Annotated in this window: 27 protein-coding genes; 11 read left to right on the forward strand and 16 right to left on the reverse strand. The window is 66.7% G+C overall.

Annotated features, from left to right (window positions below; translation table 11 throughout):
* Positions 1–348 precede the first annotated feature (348 nt).
* Positions 349–594, forward strand: a complete 246-nt coding sequence (locus BKA25_RS01240) for an HC3 family zinc finger protein (protein WP_157421315.1) — start codon at positions 349–351, stop codon at positions 592–594.
* Positions 595–675: 81 nt separating this feature from the next.
* On the opposite strand, the gene BKA25_RS01245 is transcribed toward BKA25_RS01240, so the two are convergent.
* Positions 676–1,500: an ESX secretion-associated protein EspG gene (locus BKA25_RS01245; RefSeq protein ID WP_172803881.1), complete on the reverse strand. Its 825-nt coding sequence runs from the start codon at positions 1,498–1,500 to the stop codon at positions 676–678.
* A 98-nt stretch (positions 1,501–1,598) separates the two neighbouring features.
* Between BKA25_RS01245 and BKA25_RS28220 the strand changes: the two genes are divergently transcribed.
* Entirely contained in the window at positions 1,599–2,090 is a 492-nt protein-coding gene (locus BKA25_RS28220; protein WP_069852788.1) for a hypothetical protein, read from the forward strand.
* Positions 2,091–2,947: 857 nt separating this feature from the next.
* Here the strand turns inward: BKA25_RS28220 and BKA25_RS01255 are convergent.
* From BKA25_RS01255 to BKA25_RS01265, 3 genes are all read right to left on the reverse strand, one after another.
* Positions 2,948–3,583 carry a DUF3558 domain-containing protein gene (locus BKA25_RS01255; protein WP_172803880.1) on the reverse strand — a complete coding sequence of 212 codons (636 nt, stop codon included), beginning with the start codon at positions 3,581–3,583 and terminating at the stop codon, positions 2,948–2,950.
* 14 nt (positions 3,584–3,597) lie between these two features.
* The gene (locus BKA25_RS01260) at positions 3,598–4,014 is read right to left on the reverse strand and encodes a hypothetical protein (RefSeq protein WP_157421314.1); all 417 of its coding nucleotides are present in this window, start codon (positions 4,012–4,014) and stop codon (positions 3,598–3,600) included.
* Between the two features lie 551 nt (positions 4,015–4,565).
* Positions 4,566–4,751: a DUF3073 domain-containing protein gene (locus tag BKA25_RS01265; protein ID WP_069852785.1), complete on the reverse strand. Its 186-nt coding sequence runs from the start codon at positions 4,749–4,751 to the stop codon at positions 4,566–4,568.
* A gap of 181 nt (positions 4,752–4,932) precedes the next feature.
* On the opposite strand from BKA25_RS01265, the gene BKA25_RS01270 reads away from it, so the two are divergent.
* On the forward strand, positions 4,933–5,865 hold the full coding sequence (locus tag BKA25_RS01270; protein ID WP_069854156.1) for a DUF8083 family protein: 933 nt from the start codon (positions 4,933–4,935) through the stop codon (positions 5,863–5,865).
* Here the strand turns inward: BKA25_RS01270 and BKA25_RS01275 are convergent.
* The 3 genes from BKA25_RS01275 to ygfZ all read right to left on the reverse strand — a co-directional run bounded on the left by BKA25_RS01275 (position 5,862) and on the right by ygfZ (position 8,833).
* Positions 5,862–6,830, reverse strand: a complete 969-nt coding sequence (locus BKA25_RS01275; protein ID WP_069852784.1) for an asparaginase — start codon at positions 6,828–6,830, stop codon at positions 5,862–5,864. The two genes, BKA25_RS01270 and BKA25_RS01275, sit on opposite strands and share 4 nt — an antisense overlap.
* Before the next feature lie 40 nt (positions 6,831–6,870).
* Entirely contained in the window at positions 6,871–7,473 is a 603-nt protein-coding gene (locus BKA25_RS01280) for an RsiG family protein (protein ID WP_069852782.1), read from the reverse strand.
* 223 nt (positions 7,474–7,696) lie between these two features.
* Positions 7,697–8,833, reverse strand: coding sequence for a CAF17-like 4Fe-4S cluster assembly/insertion protein YgfZ (gene ygfZ / locus BKA25_RS01285; RefSeq protein ID WP_236750412.1), 1,137 nt, complete (start codon positions 8,831–8,833; stop codon positions 7,697–7,699).
* A gap of 226 nt (positions 8,834–9,059) precedes the next feature.
* Here ygfZ and BKA25_RS01290 point away from each other — a divergent pair, with 226 nt between their 5' ends.
* Both BKA25_RS01290 and BKA25_RS01295 read left to right on the forward strand, forming a co-directional pair.
* A complete protein-coding gene (locus BKA25_RS01290; RefSeq protein ID WP_069852780.1) occupies positions 9,060–9,911 on the forward strand; it encodes an aminodeoxychorismate lyase in 852 nt (283 codons plus the stop codon).
* 103 nt (positions 9,912–10,014) lie between these two features.
* The gene (locus BKA25_RS01295) at positions 10,015–10,773 is read left to right on the forward strand and encodes a hypothetical protein (protein ID WP_069852779.1); all 759 of its coding nucleotides are present in this window, start codon (positions 10,015–10,017) and stop codon (positions 10,771–10,773) included.
* Positions 10,774–10,871: 98 nt separating this feature from the next.
* On the opposite strand, the gene BKA25_RS01300 is transcribed toward BKA25_RS01295, so the two are convergent.
* The 8 genes from BKA25_RS01300 to BKA25_RS01330 all read right to left on the reverse strand — a co-directional run bounded on the left by BKA25_RS01300 (position 10,872) and on the right by BKA25_RS01330 (position 16,226).
* Positions 10,872–11,510 carry a heme-binding beta-barrel domain-containing protein gene (locus BKA25_RS01300; RefSeq protein WP_069852777.1) on the reverse strand — a complete coding sequence of 213 codons (639 nt, stop codon included), beginning with the start codon at positions 11,508–11,510 and terminating at the stop codon, positions 10,872–10,874.
* A 208-nt stretch (positions 11,511–11,718) separates the two neighbouring features.
* A complete protein-coding gene (locus BKA25_RS01305; protein ID WP_069852775.1) occupies positions 11,719–12,030 on the reverse strand; it encodes a DUF1416 domain-containing protein in 312 nt (103 codons plus the stop codon).
* Positions 12,031–12,088: 58 nt separating this feature from the next.
* Positions 12,089–12,937: a sulfurtransferase gene (locus BKA25_RS01310; protein ID WP_069852774.1), complete on the reverse strand. Its 849-nt coding sequence runs from the start codon at positions 12,935–12,937 to the stop codon at positions 12,089–12,091.
* Positions 12,938–13,060: 123 nt separating this feature from the next.
* A complete protein-coding gene (locus BKA25_RS01315; protein ID WP_069852772.1) occupies positions 13,061–13,501 on the reverse strand; it encodes a DUF4395 domain-containing protein in 441 nt (146 codons plus the stop codon).
* A gap of 88 nt (positions 13,502–13,589) precedes the next feature.
* Positions 13,590–13,676, reverse strand: coding sequence for a putative leader peptide (locus BKA25_RS28565; protein ID WP_375791874.1), 87 nt, complete (start codon positions 13,674–13,676; stop codon positions 13,590–13,592).
* Positions 13,677–13,718: 42 nt separating this feature from the next.
* Positions 13,719–14,582 carry a hypothetical protein gene (locus tag BKA25_RS28225; protein ID WP_069852770.1) on the reverse strand — a complete coding sequence of 288 codons (864 nt, stop codon included), beginning with the start codon at positions 14,580–14,582 and terminating at the stop codon, positions 13,719–13,721.
* A gap of 13 nt (positions 14,583–14,595) precedes the next feature.
* Complete coding sequence (locus tag BKA25_RS01325) at positions 14,596–15,384, reverse strand: LmeA family phospholipid-binding protein (RefSeq protein ID WP_069852768.1); 789 nt, start codon at positions 15,382–15,384, stop codon at positions 14,596–14,598.
* Positions 15,381–16,226 carry an alpha/beta hydrolase gene (locus BKA25_RS01330; RefSeq protein WP_236750411.1) on the reverse strand — a complete coding sequence of 282 codons (846 nt, stop codon included), beginning with the start codon at positions 16,224–16,226 and terminating at the stop codon, positions 15,381–15,383. Before BKA25_RS01330 ends, BKA25_RS01325 begins: the two co-directional genes overlap by 4 nt.
* A gap of 92 nt (positions 16,227–16,318) precedes the next feature.
* On the opposite strand from BKA25_RS01330, the gene BKA25_RS01335 reads away from it, so the two are divergent.
* The 6 genes from BKA25_RS01335 (at position 16,319) to pstB (ending at position 22,564) form a co-directional block, all read left to right on the forward strand.
* Positions 16,319–17,137, forward strand: a complete 819-nt coding sequence (locus BKA25_RS01335; RefSeq protein ID WP_084643457.1) for a winged helix-turn-helix transcriptional regulator — start codon at positions 16,319–16,321, stop codon at positions 17,135–17,137.
* Between the two features lie 356 nt (positions 17,138–17,493).
* Positions 17,494–18,447 (forward strand): mycothiol synthase, encoded by a 954-nt coding sequence (mshD, locus tag BKA25_RS01340; protein ID WP_069854153.1) that lies wholly within the window; start codon positions 17,494–17,496, stop codon positions 18,445–18,447.
* 212 nt (positions 18,448–18,659) lie between these two features.
* On the forward strand, positions 18,660–19,769 hold the full coding sequence (pstS, locus tag BKA25_RS01345) for a phosphate ABC transporter substrate-binding protein PstS (protein WP_069852767.1): 1,110 nt from the start codon (positions 18,660–18,662) through the stop codon (positions 19,767–19,769).
* A 49-nt stretch (positions 19,770–19,818) separates the two neighbouring features.
* Positions 19,819–20,859 carry a phosphate ABC transporter permease subunit PstC gene (gene pstC, locus BKA25_RS01350; protein ID WP_084643456.1) on the forward strand — a complete coding sequence of 347 codons (1,041 nt, stop codon included), beginning with the start codon at positions 19,819–19,821 and terminating at the stop codon, positions 20,857–20,859.
* Positions 20,856–21,770, forward strand: coding sequence for a phosphate ABC transporter permease PstA (gene pstA, locus BKA25_RS01355; RefSeq protein ID WP_069852765.1), 915 nt, complete (start codon positions 20,856–20,858; stop codon positions 21,768–21,770). Before pstC ends, pstA begins: the two co-directional genes overlap by 4 nt.
* 17 nt (positions 21,771–21,787) lie before the next feature.
* On the forward strand, positions 21,788–22,564 hold the full coding sequence (gene pstB, locus BKA25_RS01360; RefSeq protein WP_069852763.1) for a phosphate ABC transporter ATP-binding protein PstB: 777 nt from the start codon (positions 21,788–21,790) through the stop codon (positions 22,562–22,564).
* Positions 22,565–22,682: 118 nt separating this feature from the next.
* On the opposite strand, the gene BKA25_RS01365 is transcribed toward pstB, so the two are convergent.
* Positions 22,683–23,537, reverse strand: a complete 855-nt coding sequence (locus BKA25_RS01365) for a helix-turn-helix domain-containing protein (protein WP_236750410.1) — start codon at positions 23,535–23,537, stop codon at positions 22,683–22,685.
* Positions 23,538–23,621: the final 84 nt, after the last annotated feature.

Here is a 23,621-nt window from a genome sequence, read left to right on the forward strand (position 1 = left end):
CGTACGAGGTCCGCGATTGCGGGGGCACTCCCATCGCCGATCGCGGCGTCGAGTTCTCCGACGACTCGAGGTGGTCAGCGGTCGGACACCCGAGCTGATCATCGAACGATGTCAGGCGGAACTTGTGGCCCGCCATCTTCGGAGCCTTCCCCCGGGCTCCGCGTATGCGGTCCTCGCCCCTCCCCGAGGTGAGGGCCGCCTGTCGGGGAAGGCCGGTCCGTCACTCTCCCCGGTCTTCCCCGACCACTTTCGATCAATCGCCGATGCTCCGGAGGCCGACGTCGTTCCCCACGGCTTCCGCACGGTGTTGACCGGCTCCTTGCTCCCACAAGCCGCTTAGGACGTCAGATGGACAATGCGACGCAGCTCTTCTGGGAAGCCATTCGCCCGGCCAAGGGCATGGTCTGGGACCGACACGCCGCAGCCGGAGTCCGGCCTGATCCCGGTGTCGCGATCACGGCGTTGTGCGGAGTTCCGCTCGCGATACTCACCCAAGCGGAACGAGCTGGCCGATTGATCGACCGTACCTGTCTGACCTGTGCGGATCGGGCGTGGAAACTACGTAATGGCTTCGACTGGCCGCAGGCGCCATGACGACTGCGGCCAGTCACATCGGCAAAGGGCTGCCCGCACCGAATGCGGACAGCCCGGACGTCTACCTTCGCCGGTCGAGCTTCAGCGGCGCCGTGGTGCCACCGACTGCAGAACCTCGTCGAGTTGGGTGGCGAACCGATTCCGGTCGGTCGGCGCCATGGTGAACCAACGCCCGCCGCTCTGGTCGGGTTTGTGTTGCAGCAGGTAACGGCCGTTCACCGTGTCCAGGATGTCCGCGCGGAACTCCGACTTTCGGGTTCGACCGCTGAGCGGATCGAAACCACGTGCGCTGAACTCCCCGAACCGCAGCCGCTTGGCGGTGAGCACCGTGGCCAACATGTCCGCATCCGACTGACGGATACCTGCCTGCATGAACGCGGTGCGCGCCGACTCCGGATTGCGACCTGCGGCCTTGCTCGCTTCCTCGATCTCCGCGGACCCACAGTTGACTGATCGGCCTGGCCCTGGGCGATGCTCGGGTAGTAACGCGGCCGCTGCCCACGGCAGACCGCTGCCACGAACTGGTTCAAGATTCAGTTCTCGGTCGTGCGGATGGAGATCTTTGGCACCGTGGTGCGCTGCGAGCACGGCGAACTCCCCGTTGGCCGCGACCACAGCATCGATCTCCTCCATCCCACCGAGCTGGATGAACGCCCAGATCGACATGGCGGGTCGCGCCAAGGTCTGGAACGCGCTGACCAAGAACGGATGCAGTTCGCCCCGTTCCACCAACCCCTTACTCTCCAAACCTTGCCAGGCTTGTCGAAGCAGCTGCCTTCGTTCGTCCTCGGTCTCCCCGAATCCGAGGAACTGGAAGGCAGTGGGTAAGGCAACCTTGAGCGTGGTGAGAATGCTGTCCACCTCGATGGCGGACAGGCTGATGCGCCCCCGGACGTCCACTGTCACCGCCCATACCCAGGCGGGTTTTCGCCGAACACCGCGGGCGCGACCTTCATCCCGTCGCCGAAGACGTCCTCGGTTTCCAATAGATAGTCGGCGCGCTTGTGTTCCTTGTCCTCCTCGCCCTGACCGCCCTTGCCACCGGCACCGCCGCCACCACCGGCCATCCCGCCGCCCGCGGCACCACCACCAGGGCCGAAGCCGCCACCCGGACCAAAACCGCCTGGCATCCGACCGCCGGGACCACCGGCACCCGTCGACCCACCGGGTCCGAAGCCGCTGGCTCCCGGACCACCGGAGCCGCCTGGGCCGAAGCCGCCAGACCCACCCGGACCGAAACCGCCGGCGCCACCGGGACCGAACCCACCGGGCATTCGACCGCCGCCAGGACCACCCGGCCCGCCGCCGAGCCCGCCGAATCCGCCCGGCCGCCCGCCGCCCGGACCACCACCCGGCCCTCCGGGCATCCGGCCGCCGCCGGGACCACCGGGCATCCGGCCGCCAGGACCACCAGCTTGCCCGCCGGGGCCACCAGGGCCATGGGGACCGTTGGGCCCGCCCGGAAGGAACCCGCCAGGACCTGGTTGCGGCTGTAGAGATCCCCCGGGCGGGTTCGGGTTGAACGAACCGCCGGGACCGCCGGGTCCGGGAACCGAGGGAACCGGGTTGGAGATGTTTCCGTCCGGACTGATGCCTGGGGCGGACCCGATCGGCGAACCGCCGCCCGGCGAGGAGCCACCACCCGAACCGCCCGGCCCGCCCGCGCCGGGCGGAGTCCAGCCGCCGCCGGGTACGCCCGAACCACCAGGTCCTCCACCGCCGGGATTCGTGCCACCGCTGGGCGGTGTGCTGATCCGGTTGTCCTGCCCGGCCCCGACATCCGTCGGTGTGCTGCTCTTGGCGGAGTACTCGACCTGCGGCGGTTCTGCGAAGGTAGGCACTGCGAGTAGACGTGCGTTGGTCTCGCTCTGGTAGAGCTCCATTGCATGTCGAGCCGACTCATTCTCGGCCTCGTACGCATCCATCCGATCGCCATGTCCGGTCCACCCGGACGGAAGGACGTTCTCGAAGCCTTGCTTCTCGGGCGCCGACGCCTGACCTTCGGGAGTGTCGTTCTCCACGGTGAGATGAGTCAATTGTTGACTGCTCATCACGTCGCGAATGGCCTCTGCCTGCTCCTGGCCCTGGCGTGCGTAGTCTGCCAGTGGCGCTACCGCTCCTTGTGAGGCGTCGGCTGCCGCGCCGGTGTGTGCGCCCGCTGCCTTCTTCAGCGCCGAGTCGATATAGCTCCCAATATCGGCGAATTGCGTTCCGACGTCTGACCAGCCGGCATAAGCGACGTTGAAGCTGCCGTTATGGCCATCGGCGTTGAGATCGGCTTTGATCTGGTGTGCCGTCTTCCCACTGAAGTTCTCATTAGTTGTTCTAAGCTGTAAGTCTGTCATCGATCCCCCTATTGATCAGCCGCTGGCAAGGTTGAGATCACAGCCTCCGCGACAGTAGTTGCCTGTTCACATGGATCGCCTTCTTCGTCGCTTCCGAGTCCCCCGCTGACGGTGATGAACTGATCATCGGCAACTCCTACGTGAATCTCGCAGGCTGTATCGGTAGCGCCACCCAACGTTGCCTGGACCGCCGGGAAGCCAGCGATATCGAACTCGCGAAAATCGGGATAAGAATCGCCTTGAAGTGAATACATTTGGCTCAATCCGATTCCGTCCACATCCGAATAGATGTAGACTCCAGATCCATCTGAGCGGCCGGAAGTGGTCCACGAGCACGGGTCTATGCTGTTGCCAGCGGCGCTTTCTTGTGGAATTCCTTCTGCGTCGAAACCGAGTGCAGTAGCATCCGCTGAGCTGAGGAACGTGCAGGTATCCAGTCCGCTTACGTCCTTGGGTGCAGCTACAGGCGGAGCAAGGAGTTCTTGGTCCTGCGAACTACTCTCGGCGACTGTGGTTGAGGTGGTATCGGACGAAGCTGTCTCTGTGGGATCTGCTTGTTCTTCACTTCCTGGTCCGCAGGCGGCGAGGAGAATCGCGGCGGGCAGAGCGAGAGCTGCTGCTCGTAGTTGGCTTGAATGCTTCAATGTTCTCTCATTCCTCAGACTGCGATGTTGCCGTTGCCATAGTTATACCGCTGCTGCTGGTTGCGTTGTATTTCTTCGTAGCTTGGGCTACTTTCGTAAGGTGATGGATCTAGCTCGATATCGGGAATGAGATTGACTTCCTCAAGTTCAAGGTAATCGGCGAGCATTTCTCTGAACTTTTCAAGTGTTGCGTTGATTGCGTCTTCGTATGCGTTTACGGTATGAATTAGCGACCCGCTGGAACCGTCCCCTGCAACGCGAGCTAGTTCGGTCCCAGAGTTAATACTTACCTGGTCGCCGCCGCGGCTAGGTGGTCTCCTTGCTAGTTCTTGTGCCTTCTCGCGAACGGATCGCAATTGCTCTCTGGCCTCCTCGAGGTCAACGATTGCTTGCGGTAGTAGTTCTGGATCGACCTCATACGAGTCAGCCATGGCTTCCCCCTTTGCCCTGTAACCGAGTTGCGCGAGCTGTACGCCCGGTGGATCGACTACCAACGATATCGACTGCAGGCGCAGTTGTCCTCGATTCGAAACGGCGGCCTGCCGCAGATGGCTCTAGATCACAGGTACGGGTGGGTTTAACGGGTTTTTTGCTTGCGTCGTTCGTCTGTTTGGGTGAACGCGCGCTTCCGAGTGCTCTCGACTGCGGGAAGGCCCTGGCGATGAGATGACGGAATATCGATTGGCGAGAATTGACCAGCCAGCCCACCCATCTGGTCAGGACCCAACAACAACGAGGCCCCGCATCCAAGCCGGATGCGGGGCCTCGTCTGCTCTGGTGGCGCGCCAGTGGCTCGCGGCGCGTCATGTGGTTTGTGGACAGGACGAGTCATGCCGGGGCACACCCTGTTGAGGTGTGGCCCGGCATGAGTCGTTCGAAAGCCCGAACTAGGTACAGGGACCGTTGACTATGACCAGGCTGAGGACAAAGCCATCAGGCGCGTGACCCCCACCGGAGGCGACCCGCCTGATTATCGGCTGAGTCAACCTCGGTATTCGTCGTACCGGTCTTCGTACGAGTCTCCAGGTCGGTCATCATCGGACCGCTTACCAGAGGACTCGCCGCCTGACAGCTCGCGCTGCAGAGCGTCGAAGTCCGTGGCATGGGTGCTGTATTTGAGCTCCCGGGCCACCTTCGTCTGCTTGGCCTTAGCTCGGCCGCGCCCCATGGCTCGACCCCCTCGCACAGGGACGGGGCGGCCGGGGGAACGGCGGCCCCGTATCGTCTCGACAACTCTTCCTGCCCCCACCGTACCGTGACAGGCAGGGTCGATGCGACGTGGCACCGCTTGTTTGAACGTGATGCCGACCGCTGTCCCCTCGCGGCGCCCGGCATGGCACGATTTCAGGGTGCCACGACCGTTCGTCGCCTACCTCAGGGTGTACGAGCCGCTGTCTTCCTTCGACGCTACGTCACGGGAGCGACTGGAGCGTTCACTGCGTGCCGGGCCGATCGCTCCCTCTTTGGTGGCCGATCGCGAACGAGAACTCTGGCTTCGTACTCAACTCACCTCGCCACCTCGGTTGTTCCCGGGCGACGGAATCTCGGCCGAGCGCCGGGCGCAGGGGCCTGCGGACGTCCTGGTGATCCGCCCCGAGGACGTCACCTCGCTGGACACCTCGGAAGCGATCGGCGACGCCGAACCGATCGGCGACGCCGAACCGATCGGCGACGATCTACTGGTCTGCCCACTCGATGTCCGGGCTCGATCGGCGGCCGGGATGGTGGGCTTCCTCTCCACCGCCTCACCGTCGTTGCTTGCGGAAGCCCTGCCGATGACGCCGGATGCGGTGCGGTCCAAGGCCGTCGCAGTGGTCTCGGAGATGTCCGGCGGCGCCGTCCATGTGGTCACCTCGACCTGGACCATCCCGCTGCCCTGGTTCGCCTTGGTCGAACCGGCGGCCCGGCAGCTGGTGCTGGCGCCCATCGACGACCCGGAGCGGCGGGTGAGTTGGCGAGTGCCGCTCGCCGATGCGCGCCGACGGGCCGAGCATGCGCACGACGTCATCCGGGAATCCATCGGATCGGAGGGACCCGCCGCGCTGCTCAAGGACACCGGTCGGTGGCTGGATCACTTCCACCCGCAATCGGCGTTGGAGCTGGACTACGGGGGCCTTGTGCAGCTCATGGACGACGACGAGCTGTCCGAGGACACCTCGGCGCAGGACGTCCACCGGATAGTCGAGGCCTTCGAGTCGGGCGAAGCCGAGGTGATCGCGGAGCTCTGCGAGCGGCTACGCGACTTCTGGGCCGACATCGCCGCTCGCGAGCGCCTCGGTTAGAGCCGCGCAGGCGACTCGAAGACGCCTTCGAGCATTCGGACCTCACCGACCTGGCGACCACCGCCGAGGACCGGTTCGGTGGCCAAGGCATCCAACGCCTCGGACGGCGCGACACCCAGCTGGCGCAGCGCACCAGCCAAGACGGGCAGCCTGGCCCGCTCCGCACCGTCCTCGATCTTGATCGCCACCGCGCTGCCATCCGGCAGTGCCACCGCGGCCACTCCCTCGGCGCCCGCCTTGCTCAGCGCGCCCGGCACCGCCGACATCAGCAGGTTGTCCTCCCGCTGCGAGCCGGACACCAGGAACGGATGCGCCCGCATGACGTCGGCGACGCGGCGCTGCGCGGTGCCGGGCTCGGCCAGCACGAGAGAGGCGAAGGCCTTGGCCAAGCCGGCCAGGGAGAACGCCATCAGCGGCGCACCACAGCCGTCCACGGCCGTCGCGGCCACCGGCTCGCCGGTCAGTTCCTCGATCGTCCGCCGGATCTCCTGCTGCAGCGGATGCGAGGGCTCCCAATACCCCGTGGTCGGCCAGCTCGCCTGGACGCAGGTGGCCAGCATCGCCGCGTGCTTGCCGGAGCAGTTCATCGCCAACCTGCTCGGTCCGCCACCCGCTCGCAGTACCGCCGCGCGGCTCTCATCGTGCTTGGGCAGCGCCACCGGACAGTGCAGGTCGTCTTCGGTGAGGTCGTGCGCGGCCAGGACGGCCGCGACCCGACGAAGATGTTCGGGTTCGCCGTTGTGCGAGGCACACGCCATGGCGAGATCGGCATCGGCCAGCTCCAGACCACTGCGCAGCATGCCCAGTGCCTGGAACGGCTTGTTCGAGGAACGCGGGAACATCGCGACGTCCACCGTGCCGACGCTGTGCGGCGAGATCGCGCCCGAGGTCCACAGCGCCACCGAGCCGTGGTGCACACACTCGCGGAAACCGGACCGCACGACCTCCACCAAGGGGATGCTCATGCCGACGACCGTACGTCCGGCTCCCGGTTCGACGAAAGGGCTACCGCTCGTCGTCCGACGGGGCACGCGGCGCGGGGCTCTCGGCCTCGGTCTCGCATGCCTGGGCAAGGAGATCGTCGACGGATGCGCGGCCCTCTCGATAACGCCGGGCGATCTCCTCGTTGAGCAGATCGACGACCCCCTGCACCTCACGGCGCCTGCTGGATACCGACGCCTCCTCCTCGGCGTAGCCTGCCGCCGCCTCGATCAGTTCGGCATCAGACCGCGAGGTGACGTCGGAGAGATCGACATCGGACACCAACGCCTCGACATGGCGCCGCCGAGCCTCGGCCCGAGACGGCTCCATCGTCTGATACCGACCGGAACCCATCGCGGGGCCGACCGCGTTGCGCGACAGGATCGCGGTCAGCTGCTCGACGACCGAGAACGGACCGTTCTCGGCACGCCGGATCTGCTCGGCACGAACGATGTCGATCCTGGCGTGCAGCAGCCTGCGTAGATACGAGAGGTCGGTCTCCTCCTGCGCCGCCTCGTCGCGCAACGCCCGCACCTCGCTCAGCGGTTTGGTCGTGACGCCGTCTAGATAGCCGGGGCCGAGCACCCGGTCTATCCGCCGTCGGCCGCCAGGACGGACCTCGATCACGGTTCAGTCCTCAACGACATCGGTGCGCTCCACCACTTCATCCGAGTCTCCGGCTACGCATTGTGTGGTTCGTCGATGCGATATCGACTCACTACGAACCGGTCGACCGCCTGCCATCGGTGTAGACGAGGCGACGGGAAACCGCTTGCCTATTCTTTCGCACCCACTCCGTTCACGGCAGAGCAGATGCGCGTTGCACGCGATCCTGACACAGGAGTCGGCCTCAGCCACGCAAACGCTGGGCAGCCACCCGACCGGGTGGTTCTCCGGTGTCCGCTGGAACCGAGTCCGGGTCGATCGACCCTGCCACGACGCGATCCTCGGCGCCGACCGCGAGTTCCGCGTCGATCGGGACATTGCGCTTGATCAACGCCAGCGCCACCGGTCCGAGCTCGTGATGCCGGGCGACGGTGCCGACCCGGCCCACCACCCGATCGCCGTTGGTCACCGGGTCGCCGATCTCGGGTAGCACCTCCGAGGAACCGTCCAGGTGCAGCAGCAGCAGCCGCCGGGGCGGGCGGCCGACGTTGTGGACCTTGGCCACCGTCTCCTGACCCCGATAGCAACCCTTGTTGACATGCACCGCACTCGGGATCAAACCGAGCTCGTGCGGGATCGACCGGTCGTCGGTGTCCAAACCATGCCTCGGCCGCAGCGACTCGACCCGCAGCGCCTCGAAGGCGAAGCTGCCCGCGCGCCGGGCACCGGCATCGGTCAACCGCTCCCACCAGCCGAGCAATTCCGCCCGGGGGACCAGCAGGTCGACCGCATACTGTCCGGGACCGGGCATCCGCCGGACGAAACCGCCGCCCGCGATCGCCGCCACCCCGAACAACTCGCCGGGCACCGTGACGCCCACCGAGGCCAACACGGCATCGGTGTTCGGTCCTAGCAGCGACAACAGTGCCCAATCGGCGCTGGCATCATGCGGTTCGACCTTCGACCAGAACCGCATGCCCTCCAGGTAGTCCAAGAGCGAGGTGGTGGTCTTGCCCAGCGCCCCGGTGACGGTGGTGCTCGGTTCGGTGTCCAGCCATACCGTGCCGTCGAGGTGCGCGAGCACCATCTGAGCTTCGACCCGGCCCTGCCCGTCCAACACCAACGCCTCGGTGCCCCGGCCATCGGGCAGCTCGGTCACATGTTGGGAGAGCAGCAGATGCAGCCACTTGAGCCGCTCCTCGCCTGGAACCGCGAGAACCGTTCGGTCCGATCGGTCCACGACGACGGCGCTTCTGGTGGCGGTGCGCTGTTCGGCGAACGGATCGCCGTAATGCCACGGGACTGCGATGTCCGGGGAGTCCTCCGGGGCGGGGACGGCACCCGGCGTTCCGAGGATCGGCGAGGATGTCGAGACGGTCACTGGTCTTCCTTCCTTCCGCGGCCGGACTGCTCGCGAGCTAGCGAGGCGGAGCCTGCGGTCGGCACGGGCGCCCTCGTGCAACCAGGCGCTATCCGGGAGACCGCACACTCATCGGGCCACGATCGTCAATGGTAGACGTCCGAAACGGGTGGTGGCCGAGCCCGATCCGGCGATGCCGGTGACGAGTGGCTGACGACACCCAGGGCCACCGGCATACTGTCGACCCATGACGGTGCTCGCGTTGTTGGACGGAACAATCCTCGACCACACCGCCCCACTACTTCGCGTGGACGACCTCGCGGTGCAGCGGGGCGACGGCGTCTTCGAAACGATCATGGTGGTAGATGGGCGGCCTCGGGAACTCGGGCCGCACCTCGACCGGCTCGCCCGATCCGCAGCCCTGCTGGACATGCCCGCCCCGGACAGGGCCGCCTGGGAGCGCTGCGCCCAGGTCGTCATCGATGCCTGGACGGGCGGCCGGGAGATGGCACTCAAGCTCGTCTACAGCCGAGGCGTCGAGGAAACCGGCGAACCGACGGCCTTCGCGATGGGGATGGAGGTCGGCGCACAGACCATTCGCAGGCGGACCGACGGCGTCGCGGCGCTCATCCTGGAGCGCGGCTACGCGGCTGATCTGCAGGAACGTGCACCGTGGCTGCTGCTGGGCGCCAAGACCCTCTCCTACGCGGTCAACATGGCCGCACTACGGCACGCCGAGCGCAACAACGCCGACGAGGTCATCTTCACCGCGACCGACGACAGCGTGTTGGAAGGGCCGACGTCGACGGTGGTCATCGCGCAGGGCCGGACACTGCGAACCCCGCCGCCCGCCAGCGGAATTCTGCCCGGAACCACGCAGGGCGCGTTGTTCCGTGCGGCGGCCGAGGCCGGTTGGGCCACCAAGGTCGAGCCGCTGAAGGTCCAGGAGCTGTGGGACGCCGACGGGCTCTGGCTGGTCTCCAGTGTTCGGCTGGTCACCAAGGTGCACACCCTCGACGGCAAGGTGCTTCCGGGCGAGGACCGCCGCAACGAGTTGCACCACGAACTCACCAAACTGTTCGAGTCGCAGTACGCCTGATTCGCCGCGCCGCCATCGTGGTGGTCACCGAGACAACCACGATGGAAGGCCGTGCGTCCCTTTCGAGGAGTGATCGGCCTCCCTCGAAAGGGATGACTTGACGATGGTCCGACTCGGCGGCGCGGTCCTGATCGGTTCGGCGGTGTTCCCGCTGTTGGCGATGCTTCTGACCGGTTGGGCCGCAGGACCGCCGATCGGCCTCGTTCTCGCCACGCTGATCCTGGGTTCGGCGGCTCGGCGGTGGTCGGTGGACCGAGTACACCGAGGTATCTGCTGTCTGGTGCTGGGCGCTCCGCTGGGAGCGATAGCCATGAGCCTGGTAAGCACGCAAGCACCCGCCCGGCCGTCCGCCACCCTGCCGCTAGGCGATCTTGGTCCGTGGTTAGGCATGGCAGGTCTGCTCTTTGCGCTGCTCATAGCGTGTTCCGCGCTCGGTGGCCTGCACGCTGCGGCACTCCGAGATTACCGAGCCGCCATCCGACTCTGGCTGGTACTCAGCTATTGCCTGCTACTGCCGGCGGGCATCGGCTGGTTTCTAGCGGCGCTCTCCGGCGATCCCGACATCCCCTGGCCGCTGCTTGGCTGCTTCCTCGGCATTACCTCGGTGGTCGTGCTGATGTCCTGCGGTCCTGACGTACTTCGACGGCGGACCACGATCGCGACGATCGGTTATCCGATGCTTGTCGGACTGCTGTGCTGGTTGGTTCTCACGACAGCGGTCGAAGCAGTCAATGGCGGACCGGCTCAGGTGGTGGCTCGATTCGAGCTGATGCTGATCGCCGGATACGGCGGACTCGGGGTGGCCGCAGGCGCGGTGGTGCTACTGGCCGCTCGGCCTAACCCCGCCCGGGCGGTCAGGTAGGGCCGAGACAGCAGGCGCTCGCCGACGAGACATCGTCGGATGTGGAGGCGCCTGCGGCCGGTCGGCCCCGTCTGGCGATCGGCGAGATCGCGGCGACCTCAGCCGACCGTTCGGGTCAGCTTCGCGGAGATGTGCGGGGCCAGTGGTCCGCCACCCAAGGAGCGTTCCTCGACGTAGGCGAGGTCGCCGTTGTGCAGGACACCGTAAAGCCGCTGAGCGGCGCTGATCTCCTCGGCGGAGCTGGTGCGGGCGACCGCATCGGTGCCCAACTCCCACGTGGTCTGGTTGCGTGGCTTGCCGTAGAAGATCTCGACCACACCACCGGAATGCGCGAGCAGCAGCTCGATGGTGTCGTCGGCCTGCGGCCGCCACCAACCCACCTCGCGGGAGCCCGCTCCCAGAATCTCGCCATCGGCGTCGAGCAGCCAAGACCGGGCCTCGTAGTACACGAACGGCCTACCGTCGTGCGCGAAGGTGATCTGCTGGCCGTATCGATACGGCTCGTCCAAGGCCGGGTGCTCGGCGACGCCCTCACCGCGCCACACGCCGATCAGCGGAAGCAGCGCCAGGCATGCCTCATTCAGGTCGGGGCCCAGCCGCAGATTCGCGGTGTCCGCCGGAATAGGCAGATCGTCGAACTGCGGAACGTTCAGATCCCGGGTCGCCTCGGCGCGTTCTGCCGCGGCCTGTACTGCGGCGTCGCCGCTGACGGTGTTCGGCTGCTCGGAAGAAGTCACGTCACATGCCCACTCAGCGCTGGTCGCTGTACAGCCGGTAGACGACGTACACCGCGAACCACAGGATCAACACCGTGGCCAGCGCTAGAAGTCCGGTAAAGAAGATTTCCACGCCCGGAGCATACCTTTTCGGCAGCCCTACGGGTGGTGGGCGAGGCGTGGCCTGTCCCACCACCCGTCGGATCGTCGGTTTCGGCGCGGGTGACGCTCACGCCAGGACGATGTCCGCCCGATGCAGTCCGATGCCCGTCGCAACGACCTCGGCCTGTCCGCTGCCGGTCTTGTGCAGGGCACGGACGGTCCAGGACCCCGGCGCCGCGTAGAAGCGGAAGTCACCGGTGGGCGCGGACACCACCTCTGCGGTGAACTCGCCGTCGCCGTTCAGCAACCGGACGAACGCGCCGGGAACGCCGTCCGATCCGACGCCGCCGGACACCCGACCTGCGACGACCACCTGGTCGGTTCCCTCGACATCCGCGGCACTGGTAGCCGTCTGTTCCGGGGCTCCACAGCTGCTCATACGCTCTTCTCCTCCTCGCGATTCACGACGGGCGATCGCACCGAGCCGGACCGTCGGATCAGTTCGCCGCCGCAGCAGACGGGTTCGCCACCGGAACGCCGATCAGGCTGCCGTACTCGGTCCACGAACCGTCGTAGTTCTTGACATCGGACTGGCCGAGCAGTTCGTGCAGCACGAACCAGCTGTGCGAGGAACGCTCGCCGATCCGGCAGTAGGCGATGGTCGCCTTCGAACCGTCCAAGCCCGCTTCGGTGTAGATCTCCCGCAGCTCGTCCTCGGACTTGAAGGTGCCGTCCTCGTTGGCCGCCTTGCTCCACGGCACGTTGATCGCGCTGGGAATGTGACCGCCGCGCTGCGCCGCCTCCTGCGGCAGGTGCGCCGGGGCAAGCAGCTTGCCGGAGAACTCGTCCGGCGACCGGACGTCCACGAGGTTCTTGCTCTCGATCGCCTCGACGACCTCGTCGCGGAACGCACGGATCGAGGCGTCCTGCTCGGTGGCCGTGTAGCTGGTCTCCGCGCGCTCGACGGTGTCGGCGGTCAGCGGCCTGCCGTCCAACTCCCACTTCTTGCGGCCGCCGTCGATCAGCTTGACGTTCTGGTGGCCGTACAGCTTGAAGTACCAGTAGGCGTAGGCGGCGAACCAATTGTTGTTGCCGCCGTAGAGGACGACGGTGTCATCGTTGCCCACCCCCTTGCTCGAGAGCAGCTTCTCGAAACCGGAGCGGTCGACGAAGTCACGTCGGACGTGATCCTGCAGGTCGTTCTTCCAGTCCAGCTTCACGGCGCCGGGGATATGACCGGCGTCGTAGGCCGTGGTGTCCTCATCGACCTCGGCGAACACCACGCCGGGAGCCTCGAGGTTGGCCTCGGCCCATTCGGTGGTCACCAGGAAGTCTTCGCGGCTCATCTCGCTGCTCCTCGTCGTTGCGATCGAAATGGGGGGACTGGAATCGGTGCAGGTTGTCTTGCGTATCGGTAAGTCGAAGCGCGGCGGCGGCTGCGCGCTGTGCCGAGTGGGCCTACGACCGGATCACGCCGACTTGGCGGACCGGATCGAGCGAAACCGTTGGATCAGCAGGTAGAGCTCGCAACCCAGGCACAGACCGAAGACGGCGTTGAGCAGTGCCGCCACCAAGGCCAGGGCGGTGGCGGTGACGCCGAGAACGGTCAGCCCGCTGGCGTAACCGATCACCCCGATAGCGCTGAAGACGAATCCCACGCCCTGGGAGAACTGCACCGGTGCCGCCTGTTCACGGGGTACTGGCCCAGTCAGCCGAGGCCGGACCCACCGCCGGTACACGACTCCCCATGGATTGAGCCGCAATCCGACGAAGGCGCATAACCCGAACAACACCAGCTGTGCCGCCAATAGTCGCCAACTGCCGGTCAGCAGAACGACCACCAGAATCACGCTGGTCATCGCGGCCGAGAACCGGGCCCCTCTGGCGTCGATCATCGATTTGTCGGGCATACGACCTCCATGACGGTTTCGCAGTGCGGGAAGTCCGTCCGAGGCGGGCAGGCGCGAGCTCGCGCCGACTATTCGGGGGAGGGTTGCGCTACCGCCCGGTCATCGAGCTGCGACACAGACTGCTCGCGAGGCGGCACAGGTCAACCGCGCGGCGTCGAGTCAGCAGGAAGTGCACGCTTGCGACGGTACCGGAACGTCCGCTGGTCGGGAAGGACTCTCAATCCTCGGAAACCCGGGCGGAAAGATGCGGACGTACCGCCGCAAGGAGCGTGTCCCGCCGCGGAACACCGCCGACGCGGAACAGTTCGCGAGCCTGGAGATCGAGGGCGATCGTGGTCGGTACCCGGAAGACGTGCAATGCGCGGACGACCTCGGGGAGATCGGTGACATCCAATTCGACATGCCGCAGGTCGGCGACCTCGGCGGCCAACGCGGTCAGCAACAACCGGGTATGGCGACAGGGCGTGCAGAAGGTGGTCGACAGCTGCAGCAGCGTCACCGAGGGGGTCGACACCGTGGCGCCTTCGGTGACGTGTGCGGACGCGCTCGCCAACGCCTCCCGCACCGGTTGGGGCCACCGTGTCGATCCGGCGCGGTCGGTGGTCTCGCTTCCGGGCTCGGCGGGGTGGCCTCTGCCTGTGATGTCCTCGGCTGCGGTCACGTTGCCTGCTTCGGCTGCGTTGCCTGCTTCGGCTGCGTTGGCTACTTCGGCTGTGCTGCCTACTTCGGCTGTGCTGCCCGTCTTGACTGCGCCAACTGTCTCGACCGTGTCGTCGACCGTAGCCGCGCCATCGATTGCCGTGATGCCGACGGTTGCGGTGGCGAGAGTGTTCGCGGCAGGAGGTGACGTATCCGGTGGCCCGCTGCCGGGTTTGGTCGCCGCTTCCGGCCGGCTTCCCGGCCGATCCTCGGGTCGGACGCGATGTGAGGGGTCCACCCCAATGTGCGGGCTGCTGGACGCGGCACCGGAGCGGTCGGAGTCGGCGAAGGCGGTGGAGACGCGCCCCTGCGCGCGACGGTGCAACCAGCCGATCAGCAAAGTCAGTGCGACCGCCGCGAGCAGAGCCACCAAACCCAGCACTTCGCCTCCGGTGTCAGTTGCGGATTACCACGTCACGTGCGGTTCCCCCGACGACGAGCGCCCCATGCTCGGCGCGCACCGATGTCGGCGTCACATCGAGCGGAAGCCCGCCCGGATCGATGGTCGTCGAGAACGTCGCCAACGCCGCCTGCTGGATCTCCGGCGGCAGTTCGAGCGATCCCGTTCCCGGGTCGACCTCGAGCTGTTCCGGCCGGATGTCGATGATTCCGTCGGTCAGCGACAGGGTGCCCACCACGGTGATCTGGACTCGGTCGCCGCCGATGTCCTGGCTGCCGGTGAGCTGGACGGTCGCGGTGGTCTCGTCGTCGACCGCCTCTTCGTCGCCCTCGCCGTCGACGCCCGCATCCTCGTCGGCCAACGGGTCGAGCAGATCACCCGTATACGGCTCGATCTGCAGATCCGGGATGTTGATCAGCCTGCCGATATCGCTGGCGGTCAACCGCACCTGGCCGACCACCTCGTCGACGCGGACCTCCTGAAGCGTCCCGCCGACGATGTCGGAGAACGGCACGCGGACATGCCGCAAGGTCGCCTCGATGTGGACGTCCTGCAATTCGCCCACCTGCACGCCCTGCGCCTGCACGTCCACATCGCGGTAGTCGCCCGCCATCGCCTGGAAGACGAACGGGAAGCCGTTGACCCGCACCGCAGGGTCATCGCTCAGTCCGAGCTCGTCGCGCAACCGCTTGGACACCTGGTACTCCGCCGCCGCAGCGGCACCGAAATCGGCCGCCGTGAGTAGCCCGGCGATGATCACCAGGACGATCAGTAGCTTCTTCACCGCTCGATTACCGCCTTGATCAGCTGTCGTTGCCGGGTCGCCTGATAGGCATTCCGGTCGAGCCACTGTGCCATCCGGTCGATCAGCTCGGGTGTCATGGCCGTCTCGGCGTGCCTGATCTCGGGCTCGATCCAGAGTTCGCTGCGCGGGCCAGCGGCGACGTGCAGCTGCCTGGCGTGATCGGTGGAGAAGTAGTCGTCCAACTCGCCGTGGACCAACAGCAGCGGTGTCGGTGCGATGTGTGCCGCCGCCTCCAACGGTGAGACCGGCACGTCTTCCCATGCACGATCCAACCGAACTCCCACCAGCGGCGCCACCAGCCTGCCGGTCGGCTGTTCCAGCAGCCAGTGCACCCGCCGCATGGCGGAGCTCTCCCGGATCCACCACCTCGACGGCGCGCTCACCGCGATCACGGCCTCCGGCCGCTCCCCACCGGGAGCCAACGCCGCATGTCGGAGCATGATCGAGGCGCCCATGGAGAAGCCGAGGGTGGCCACTCGGCGATAGCCACACCTCCGGGCGTACTCCACGCCCGCCGCCACATCGAGGACCTCGCGATCTCCGACGGTGGACCGCCCGCCCGAGCGGCCGTGCCCGCGGAAGTCGAATGCGAACACCGCAGCCCGACGCGCCAGCCTGCTGAGCGCTCGCTGTAACGCCGGCTTGCGCACATGGTTGGTGAAGCCGTGGCCCACGACGATGGCTAGCTCATCATTCGTCGCTGCCCGTCGTCGGACGGCGGACGGCCCGGTCTGCCGAGGCAGAAAGACACCACGGAGCTGCACGTCATCGGCGGTGCGAGCTGTGATCTCCGCGATGAGGACTCTGTCAACGGTGGTCACAGGGGGTATCCTCCATCATGTCCGGAGGGCAACGGGGCCCGGAGTACGGGCGGCGAGGACTTGTCCGCTGCCCTGTAGGAGGGAGCCCCGCCATGTCCAGTCTGGAACTCTTGATTCTTAGCTCGGCTCCGAACGCGGGAGCCGTCCTCCCGGCATTGTCCCTGTTGCCGCACACGGCCCACCTCGGTGCGCCGGAGGTCTCCGGCCTGTTGGAGCGTCGTAGTTATGACGCGATCCTCGTCGACGGTACGCAGGATCTCGTCGCGGCCCGCCGGTTGTGCGGTCTGTTGGCATCGGCGGACGTCGATGCGCCGGTGGTCGCGGTGATCGGTGAGGGCGGCTTGGTGGCGCTGAGCGCGGAGTGGGGCGTGGCCGAGATCCTGCTGCCGACCGCAGGCCCGGCCGAGGTCGACGCCCGGTTGCGGCTGCTCCACGGCCGAACGGAGCAGCAGGCGCAGTCCGAGGGCGAGGTCCTCACCTTCGGGGAGCTCGTGATCGAGGAGGCCACCTACACCGCCCGGCTCCGGAACAAGCCGATGGAGCTGACCTACAAGGAGTTCGAGCTCCTCAAGTACCTCGCACAGCACGCAGGCCGCGTCTTCACCCGTTCACAGCTGCTCCAAGAGGTGTGGGGCTACGACTTCTTCGGCGGAGCCAGGACCGTGGATGTCCACGTGCGGAGGCTTCGAGCCAAGCTGGGTCCGGAGCACGACCAGCTGATCGGCACGGTGCGCAACGTCGGATACAAGTTCGTCCGGCCGGGCACCACGTCCCAGCCCCAGCCCGAGTCCCGGACGGAGTCCCGACCGGAACGCAGGATGGTCCGTTTCGGCACGGACGGCTCGGACCCGGCCCCTGAGAGCAACGTGGCCGAGCTTCTCGGTCGTTCCATCCAGCGCTCCGGACGCTGACCCTCCGGGCACTGACCGATCCGGCTTTGTCGACGGCCGCGCTCGGCACGACGGCCGCGCTCGGCCCCACCACCGGAGGCCCCGCCACCCGAGCGGCCGCCATGCGGAACCGAGACCACTGTCGGGCTGCGCCAACGAGATGTCCACACTTCGAACTCATGTTCGAATGATCGGCCCGTCTCTGCTGTCCGCGCAAGGAAATCGACGATGATCCACTCCATGGTGTGAGTCGGCCACGGCGGCTGACCTCGGGATTCGGCGGCTTCGCCTCGGTCGCCCACCGGAGGATTACCGTGGACGATGTGACGATCATCAGCTGGCATAACGGTCTACTCGACGAGGTCGCAGACGAGGCGATCGCCCTACTGGACGAGGCCGCGGATGCGGACGGCAGGGCGCCCGTCGCCGAGCGCGGCCTCGCGGCGCTGCAACGTCGCGGATCGGCTGCCGTCCAAGCCGGGCAGGTGCGTGCGGACGTCGGCGGTGTCGAGCACTTCCTGGCTCGCGAATCGGGCGGCGCCCTCGTCGGCTACGCGCAGGTCGACACCCAGATCGACAGCGAGGGCAGACTCGTCGCCGAACTCGCCGTGCGGCCAACGGCCAGGACGAACGGCGTGGGAACGGCGTTGGTGCGGGCCCTGGTCGAGCGGGCAGGCCTCCCCGAGGCGCCCGCCGAGCCGATGACGGGCCCGAACGGCCCCGATACCCCGGCGCAGGACAGCCTGCTCATCTGGTCGCACAGCGACCACCCTGCGGCCGACCGACTTGCGCACCGATTCGGGTTCCGCCGCGCTCGTGAGCTGCGGCGGATGTGGATCGACCTCACCGAGCATCCGCCTGCCGCGTTGCAAGAGCGCTCGGACGTGCGGATTCGCCCCTTCGTGGTGGGCGAGGACGAAGAGGCACTGGTGCGGGTGAATCACCGGGCGTTCTCCTGGCATCCGGAGCAGGGCGGCATGACGGTGGCCGATGTGGTGGAGAAGGAGAACTCGGACTGGTTCGACCCGGCCGGCTTCCTGCTCGCGGTCGACGCCGAGGACCGGCTCCTCGGCTTCCACTGGACCAAGGTGCACGCGGCAGGCGAGGCCGCGAGCGAGGCGGTCGGTGAGGTGTACGTCGTCGGGGTCGACCCCGATGCGCAGGGGCGCGGACTCGGGGGCCTGTTGACGCAAGCCGGGCTGCGCTATCTGGCCGGGCGTGGGCTGAGCCAGACGATGCTGTACGTAGAGGCGGATAACCCAGCGGCGATTCGCGTCTACGAGCGGCTGGGCTTCACCCATCGTGACAGCGACATCCAGTTCGGCCGTTGACTCGGGCGCCGGGCGATCACATTACGGAGAGCGAACGCACAGGTCACGACCAGGCTACGCCTTAGGCTCCCTGGTGGAGGTTCCAGTCACTTCCCGTGTCATGTTCACCTGCCGTTCACTTCTTCAGCGGGCATCGTCTACCCCGGCTGCCTACCTTCGGGGCGAGCGGCGACCCGCCGCTTGAAACGTGCACTTCGCACTGGAGGAACACTGTGAAGATCAAGCGGCACTCTGCTGCTCTCGGGCTGGTGGCGGCGAGTGCGCTGCTGCTCTCGGCCTGTGGCTCCGACAACGCTGCGAACCCGGGCGGCGGACCCGACACCGGCACCGACGGCGGCTCGTCCGCCGAGTGCGGAGGTGTCGACCAGGTCATCGCCGAGGGTGCTTCCTCGCAGGCCAACGCGATCGACGAGTTCGCGGCAGTGTTCAGTGCGGAGTGCGCTGGGCAGAGCCTCGCCTACAACGCGAGCGGCTCGGGTAACGGGCGGCGTCAGTTCATCGCCGACCAGGTGATGTTCGCCGGCTCCGACTCGGCCATGGACGACGAGGAGCGCGCGCAGGCCGAGGAGCGTTGTGGCGGCCCGGTCTGGCACCTCCCGATGGTGTTCAGCCCCGTCGCGATCGCCTACAACCTCGAGGGCGTCGAGGAACTGGTCCTGCCCAGCGAGGTGCTGGCCAACATCTTCAACGGCACGATCACCGAGTGGAACGACGAGGCCATCGCGGCCGCGAACGAGGGCGTCGAGCTGCCCGAGACCGCGATCACCGTCTTCCACCGCAGTGACGAGTCCGGCACCACCGGCAACTTCCAGGAGTACCTGAACGTCGGCACCAACGGCGCCTGGACTCAGGGCGAGGGCGAGACCTTCGGCGGCGTCGGCGAGGGCCGCGGCCAGTCGCAGGGCGTCAGCGAGGCCGTGTCGAGCACCGACGGCGGCATCACCTACGTCGAGGTGTCCTTCGCGCGCAACGCCGACCTGGGCATCGCCCAGATCGACGCGGGCAGTGGCCCGGTCCCGCTGACCGACGAGACCGTCGGCGCCGCGATCACCGGTGCCGAGATCACCGGTGAGGGCAACGACCTGACCATCGACCTCGAGTCGGTCTTCGGCACCACCGAGGCGGGCGCGTACCCCATCACGATGGCGACCTACGAGATCGTCTGCTCCACCTACGAGGACCCCGAGGTCGCCGAGGGCCTGAAGTCCTTCCTCACGATCGCCGCCACCACCGGCCAGGAGAACCTGTCCGAGGTCGGCTACACCCCGCTCCCGGCCGAGTTCCAGGAGCGCTTGCTGACCGCCATCGGCGAGATCGCCTGACCCGGTAATACGACCGCTCGTTCGGGTAAGCGAAACTGAGCGCGACGCAATGAGCGATTCGACGCGGCGGGGCCGCTCTCTGAAATCAGGGAGCGGCTCTGCTCCGTCACCGGATGCTCCGGAGGATCTCATCAGCACGGCAGTCGACACCTCGAGTAAACCCGTCCGCCGCCCGGGCGACCGGATCTTCCGCGGACTGTCGGCGGGTTCCGGCACGTTCGTCGTCATCCTGATCGGCGCGATCGGCCTCTTCCTCCTACTCCAGGCGATCCCATCGCTCGCGGCGAACCAGAGCAGCTTCCTGTTCTCCGGCGACTGGAACGCCTCGAACCCGGACGACCTCCGGTTCGGAATCCTGTATCTGCTGTACACGACGGTCTCGGTGTCGCTGCTGGCGCTGGTGATCGCGATGCCGATCTCGCTGGGCATCGCGATGTTCCTCACCCAGTACGCCCCGAAGAGCCTGGCCAGGGCGTTCGCCTACATCGTCGATCTCCTTGCGGCCGTGCCCTCGGTGATCTTCGGTCTCTGGGGCGTCCAGGTGATCGGCCCGGCCATGGTCCCGTTCGCCGAATGGCTGAACGAGAACCTGTCGTTCATTCCGATCTTCGAGCAGGGCAACGTGAGCATCGCCGGTGCGGGCAACATCTTCACCGCAGGCGTTGTGGTCGCGGTGATGCTCCTGCCGATCATCACGGCCATCAGCCGCGAGGTGTTCGAGCGGACGCCGAGAGAGCAGATCGAGGGCGCATTGGCGCTCGGTGCCACCCAGTGGGAGGTGGTTCGCACCACGGTCTGGCCCTTCGGCAAGTCGGGTTATGTCAGCGCCTCCATGCTCGGTCTCGGCCGAGCACTCGGTGAGACCGTCGCGCTGTACCTGATCCTCTCCTCCACCGCCTCGTCTCCGACCTTCAGCGTGTTCGACGGTGGTGCCACGATCGCGTCCCGTATCGCGGCGGCGTCCTCCGAGTTCAGCAATCCGCTGTCCATCGGTGCCTACATCGCTGCTGGTCTGGTCCTGTTCGTGCTCACGTTCCTGGTCAACGCGATGGCCAGGTCGATCGTTGGTGGGAAGAAGGAACGGTCATGAGTCTCACCACCACGGAACTGGATCGACCGGCCCAGCCGCCCGCCTTCCAGGGGCTCAGCGGCAGCCGACGCGCGAAGGACATCACGGCCCGCGTGCTGGTGTGGCTGTGCTTCCTGATCGCCGTCATCCCGCTGATCTGGGTGCTCTACTCGGTCGTATCGCGTGGTATCGAGCCCTTCCTGCGGCCGGACTGGTGGCAGTTCTCGCTGGCGGGGGTGCGTGCCAACGAGGACATCGGCGGTGCGCATCACGCGATCGTCGGCACCATCCTCCAAGGCGTGGTCACCGGCGTGCTGTCGATCCCGATCGGCATCCTGGTCGGTATCTACCTCGTCGAATACGGTGCCGGAACGCGGTTCGCCAAGGTCACGACCTTCATGGTCGACATCCTCAGCGGTGTTCCCTCGATCGTCGCGGCGATGTTCATCTACGCGGTGTGGATCACCATGTTCGGGCTCGACCGCAGCGCCTTCGCGATGTGTCTCGCCCTGATGCTGCTGATGATCCCGATGGTCGTGCGTACCACCGAGGAGATGCTGCGCATCGTCCCGAACGAACTGCGTGAGGCGTCCTATGCGCTGGGCATCCCCAAGTGGAAGACGATCGTCCGGGTCGTGCTGCCGACGGCGATGTCCGGCATCGTCACAGGTGCCATGCTCGGTATGGCCAGGGTGATGGGTGAGACGGCGCCTGCGCTGGTTCTCGTGGCGTACGCGCCGACGATCAGCTACGACCTCTTCGCGGGGCCGATGGCGAACCTGCCGCTGCTGATCACGAACCAGCTGGCAAACCCGGAGATCGCCGGCTTCAACCGCACCTGGGGCGCGGCGATGACCCTCATCTTCATCATCATGTTGTTCAACCTCGCGGCCACGATCATCTCGCGGCTGTCGTCGGTCAAGACCAAGTAAGCGGGGCACGGATTCAGATGGCCAAGCGCATCGACGTCAAGGACCTCAACATCTACTACGGCAAGTTCCACGCCGTGCAGGATGTGACCGTGGCCGTGCCGCCGCGCGGAGTGACGGCCTTCATCGGGCCGTCGGGTTGTGGCAAGTCCACCGTGCTGCGGTCGCTGAACCGGATGCACGAGGTGATCCCGGGCGCCAGGGTCGAGGGCAAGGTGCTGTTGGACGGCGAGGACGTCTATGCAGGCACGGTCGACCCGGTCTCCGTCCGCCGCACCATCGGGATGGTCTTCCAGCGTCCCAACCCCTTCCCCACCATGTCGATTCGGGACAACGTGGTGGCGGGACTGCGGCTCGCGGGCACCAAGAACAAGGCGAAGCTCGACGAGGTGTGCGAGCGTTCGCTGCGGGGCGCGAACCTGTGGGAAGAGGTCAAGGACCGGCTCGGCAAGCCCGGCGGCGGGCTCTCCGGTGGTCAGCAGCAGCGGTTGTGCATCGCGAGGGCCATCGCGGTGCAGCCGGACGTGCTGCTCATGGACGAGCCGTGCTCGGCGCTCGACCCGATCTCGACCTTGGCGATCGAGGACCTGATCACCGAGCTCAAGCAGGACTTCACCATCGTCATCGTCACGCACAACATGCAGCAGGCTGCCCGGGTCAGCGACCAGACGGCGTTCTTCAACCTGCCCGGTGTCGGCCAGCCCGGCCGACTGGTGGAGGTCGACGAGACGAGCAAGATCTTCTCGAACCCGACGGAGAAGGCCACCGAGGACTACATCTCGGGCCGCTTCGGCTGAGCAGGATCGACGGCCATCCCCAGGTGGCCGCCCTCGCCCGTGGTCTATGCGCGGGTGAATCGGCGGGCAGCCTGGGGATGACCTCGTTTCCGGGCCGGTCCACGCGACGGACGTCGGATCAGTTGGGGATCCGGTCGGCGACCTCGGCGATCATCCTGCTGGAGTCCTTGGCGCCCAGGGCGAGCTCGTCGAGCCTGGCGAACGCGGCGGCATAGCGGCGAACCTGACCCGGCTTGTCCAGATATGTGCAGCTCGCCGAGTTCTGCAGGCAGACCACATTCGGGGCGGACGGGTCCGGAACCGACACGAGCGAGACATTGTCCCCGACCAGCGGATGGGCACCCGCGCTGTACGGCAGCACTCGCACGGTCACATTGCGACGGTAGGACATCAGCACCAGGTGCTCGAGCTGCGCGCGCAGCACGGTCGGGCCGCCGACGATGCGATGGAGCGTCGCCTCGTCCAACAGGACCGAATAGTCCAACGGAGCCGAACCGATCAGCCGTTCCTGCCGCTTCTCCAACGCGGCCAACAGCAGGTTCGCCGTCGCGGTCGTCGTCGGCCCGGTGGCATCGCTCAGTACGGATCGGGCGTAATCGTGGGTCTGCAACAGGGCGGGCACCAGATCGCAGTGGAAGGCAAGCACCTGCTGCGCAGCGGATTCCAGACCGATGTAGGTGTCGAAACCGGGCTGCATGACCTTGGCGTAGGGCTGCCACCAGCCGGTCTTCTTCGATTCGGCGGCGAGCCCACGCAGCCGGTCCAGCGAGTCCTCGGGTGCTTGATAGAGCTCCAGCATCAGCCGGACATCCGAGGTGCGGACCGGCACCTTCCCCAGTTCGATCTGGCTGATCTTGCCCTGGGAGCAGTCGAGGTGATCGGCGACCTCGCGGTGTGTGCGCCCGGCGGCCTCGCGCAACGCGCGCAGTTCACCGCCGAGAAGCCGACGATCCAGAGCCGAATTGTGTCCCACGGCTGCCTCCAGACCTGCGCGGCGAGTTCGGCCTACGACGACCGGCCACAGCATCGCAGAGCGATGCGGTGCAGGCGAGGAGAA

Origin of the sequence: Actinoalloteichus hymeniacidonis (assembly GCF_014203365.1) — a bacterium.
Taxonomy (GTDB): domain Bacteria; phylum Actinomycetota; class Actinomycetes; order Mycobacteriales; family Pseudonocardiaceae; genus Actinoalloteichus_A; species Actinoalloteichus_A hymeniacidonis.

Bases quoted from the DNA above. Each gene is read 5' to 3' on its own strand.
- BKA25_RS01240 (WP_157421315.1), top strand. From the start codon at position 349: ATGGACAATGCGACGCAGCTCTTCTGGGAAGCCATTCGCCCGGCCAAG.
- BKA25_RS01260 (WP_157421314.1), bottom strand. From the start codon at position 4,014: ATGGCTGACTCGTATGAGGTCGATCCAGAACTACTACCGCAAGCAATC.
- BKA25_RS01265 (WP_069852785.1), bottom strand. From the start codon at position 4,751: ATGGGGCGCGGCCGAGCTAAGGCCAAGCAGACGAAGGTGGCCCGGGAG.
- BKA25_RS01275 (WP_069852784.1), bottom strand. From the start codon at position 6,830: ATGAGCATCCCCTTGGTGGAGGTCGTGCGGTCCGGTTTCCGCGAGTGT.
- BKA25_RS01290 (WP_069852780.1), top strand. From the start codon at position 9,060: ATGACGGTGCTCGCGTTGTTGGACGGAACAATCCTCGACCACACCGCC.
- BKA25_RS01295 (WP_069852779.1), top strand. From the start codon at position 10,015: ATGGTCCGACTCGGCGGCGCGGTCCTGATCGGTTCGGCGGTGTTCCCG.
- BKA25_RS01305 (WP_069852775.1), bottom strand. From the start codon at position 12,030: ATGAGCAGCTGTGGAGCCCCGGAACAGACGGCTACCAGTGCCGCGGAT.
- BKA25_RS01310 (WP_069852774.1), bottom strand. From the start codon at position 12,937: ATGAGCCGCGAAGACTTCCTGGTGACCACCGAATGGGCCGAGGCCAAC.
- BKA25_RS01315 (WP_069852772.1), bottom strand. From the start codon at position 13,501: ATGCCCGACAAATCGATGATCGACGCCAGAGGGGCCCGGTTCTCGGCC.
- BKA25_RS01335 (WP_084643457.1), top strand. From the start codon at position 16,319: ATGTCCAGTCTGGAACTCTTGATTCTTAGCTCGGCTCCGAACGCGGGA.
- pstC (WP_084643456.1), top strand. From the start codon at position 19,819: ATGAGCGATTCGACGCGGCGGGGCCGCTCTCTGAAATCAGGGAGCGGC.
- pstA (WP_069852765.1), top strand. From the start codon at position 20,856: ATGAGTCTCACCACCACGGAACTGGATCGACCGGCCCAGCCGCCCGCC.
- pstB (WP_069852763.1), top strand. From the start codon at position 21,788: ATGGCCAAGCGCATCGACGTCAAGGACCTCAACATCTACTACGGCAAG.